3 protein-coding genes are annotated in these 2,327 nt (G+C 74.3%); 2 read left to right on the top strand and 1 reads right to left on the bottom strand.

Going from position 1 to position 2,327, the window contains the following annotated elements:
- Positions 1 to 28: 28 nt before the first annotated feature.
- The gene (locus E1265_RS35620; protein ID WP_132935083.1) at positions 29 to 310 is read left to right on the top strand and encodes a SelT/SelW/SelH family protein; all 282 of its coding nucleotides are present in this window, start codon (positions 29 to 31) and stop codon (positions 308 to 310) included.
- A 21-nt stretch (positions 311 to 331) separates the two neighbouring features.
- Here E1265_RS35620 and E1265_RS35615 read toward each other — a convergent pair whose 3' ends face one another.
- The gene (locus E1265_RS35615; RefSeq protein WP_243741344.1) at positions 332 to 1,189 is read right to left on the bottom strand and encodes a putative RNA methyltransferase; all 858 of its coding nucleotides are present in this window, start codon (positions 1,187 to 1,189) and stop codon (positions 332 to 334) included.
- 93 nt (positions 1,190 to 1,282) lie between these two features.
- On the opposite strand from E1265_RS35615, the gene E1265_RS35610 reads away from it, so the two are divergent.
- Positions 1,283 to 2,248: a D-2-hydroxyacid dehydrogenase family protein gene (locus tag E1265_RS35610; protein ID WP_207931345.1), complete on the top strand. Its 966-nt coding sequence runs from the start codon at positions 1,283 to 1,285 to the stop codon at positions 2,246 to 2,248.
- Positions 2,249 to 2,327 lie beyond the last annotated feature (79 nt).

The following is a 2,327-nucleotide window of genomic DNA, read 5'->3' as shown; positions in this document are numbered from 1 at the left end:
CCCCGAAGGAAGGAGAGGTCGGCCCACGGTGACGCCCCCGACCCGCCACACGCTCTCGATCGAGTACTGCACCCGCTGCCGCTGGCTCCCCCGCGCGGCCTGGCTCGCCCAGGAACTGCTGAGCACCTTCGAGGCCGAACTCGCCCAGGTCGCCCTCGTCCCCGGCACCGGCGGGGTCTTCACGGTCCGCGTCAACGAGGAGGTCGTCTGGGACCGGAAGACGCAGGGCTTCCCCGACCCCACCCAGATCAAGCGCCTCACCCGCGACCGCGTCGCCCCGCACCGCTCCCTGGGCCACGTGGACGGCTGAACGGGCGGCCGAGTGGGCGGCTCACCACCGCCGGAAAACGGCCACCCGCACCGAGACCGTGACCCGCGCCGGTTCCCGCAGTGCCGCCACCCGCCGCCGCAGCTCGTCGGCCCCGACATGCCGCGCCGCGGGTCCCATCGACGCCAGCGCCTCCGCCTCAGCCGCCGAGAGACCCACCCGGTACTCGACGACCTCCGAGGACTCCGCCTCCCCGAAGTCCCCGGCCAGCGACCGCCGCAGCCGCTCCTCCTTCGCCGCGTCCACCGACAGCAGCCCCAACGGGCCACGCAGCTCCGCCAGATGGCGATCGGTCGGCGTAACGACCAGCAACGCGCCCCCCGGACGCAGCACGCGCCTGAACTCAGGCCCGTTGCGCGGCGCGAAGACGTTCAGCACCACGTCCGCCGCGTCGTCGACGACCGGCAGCGACCGCCACACGTCGCACACCGCCGCGCCCGCCCGCTCGTGCGCCCTGGCGGCGTGCCGCAACGCGAACTTCGACAGGTCGAGCCCGAGCCCAACCGCCTCCGGTCGGTCGTCGAGCACAGCCGCCAGGTAGTACCCGGTGCCGGCCCCGGCGTCCACCACCGCACCGGCCGACGAGGGACACGCCGCCGCCACCGCCTCCGCGACCCGCGCGTAGTGCCCCGTCCCCAGGAAGTCGACCCTGGCCCGCACCATCTCCGCGCTGTCCACGTTCCGCGCCACGGCGGACCCGGCGCCCGTCAGCAGGTTCACGTATCCCTGCCGCGCGACGTCGAACGAGTGCCCGGCCGCGCATCGCAGCGCGCGCCCGGCCTCCGCGCCGACGTCGAGCCGACCCCCGCAGACGGGACACCTCAGCAGGTCGAGAACGGCGGGCGGCATTGCGGAGTTCATCGCGGTTCCTTCGGCGGCTGTGTCTTCTCCCGGGGGCCGGCTCACCGGCGCCGCATGGTACCCCCGCCCGTCCACGGGCTATCGTGCCTGACCATGGCTACGAAGCTGCGTTGCGCCGTGCTCGACGACTACCAGGGCGTGGCCCTCTCCCTCGCCGACTGGTCGCCGCTCGCCGACGCCCTCGACGTCACCGTCGTCCGCGAGCACATCGCCGACCGCGATCGCCTCGTCGAGGCGATCGGCGACTGCGAGATCGTCGTGATCATGCGCGAACGCACGCCCTTCCCCGCCGAGTTGTTCGACCGCCTGCCGGCCCTGCGGCTGCTCGTCACCACCGGCATGCGCAACGCCTCCGTCGACCTGGCGGCCGCCAGGCGGCACGGCGTCACCGTCTCCGGCACGCTCAGCCGCCCCGAGCCGCCCGTCGAACTCACCTGGGCGCTGCTCCTCGGCCTGGCCCGCGAGGTGCCGCGCGAGAGCGCCGCCATCCGCGAGGGCGGGCCCTGGCAGTCCACGGTCGGCGCCGACCTGCACGGCCGCCGGCTCGGCCTCGTCGGCCTCGGCAAGATCGGCTCCCGAGTGGCCCGCGTCGGCGCCGCGTTCGGCATGGACGTGGTGGCCTGGAGCCCCAACCTCACCGACGAACGCGCCGCCACCGGCGGCGCCACCCGGCTCGCCACGCTCGCCGAGCTCCTGGAGACCAGCGACTTCGTCTCGCTCCACCTGGTCCTCAGCGACCGTACCCGAAGCGTCATCGGCGAGCCCGAGCTGCGCCTGCTGCGGCCCACCGCCTACCTGATCAACACCTCACGCGCCGCCCTCGTCGACCAGCGCGCGCTCGCCACCGCCCTGCGCGAGGGCTGGTTCGCCGGCGCCGCCGTCGACGTCTTCGACGCCGAACCCCTCCCCGCGGACGACGAGTTCCGCACCCTGCCCCGGCTCCTCGCCACCCCCCACCTCGGCTATGTCACCGAAGGCAACTACCGCACCTTCTTCCGCGAGGCCGTCGACGACATCACCGCCTACCTGGTCGGCGAACCGGTGCGCGTCCTGGGCTAAGCCCCCCAAGGGCCGGGAATCGCCTCACGGCCACAGCAGCTCGCGCCGCCACCCCTCCCCGCCCTCCGCGCGGCGGTAC

This window comes from Streptomyces sp. 8K308, from assembly GCF_004348315.1.
GTDB lineage: Bacteria > Actinomycetota > Actinomycetes > Streptomycetales > Streptomycetaceae > Streptomyces.
The sequence above is the reverse complement of the archived record's forward strand: the minus strand, read 5'-3'. Positions and strand labels throughout refer to the sequence as shown.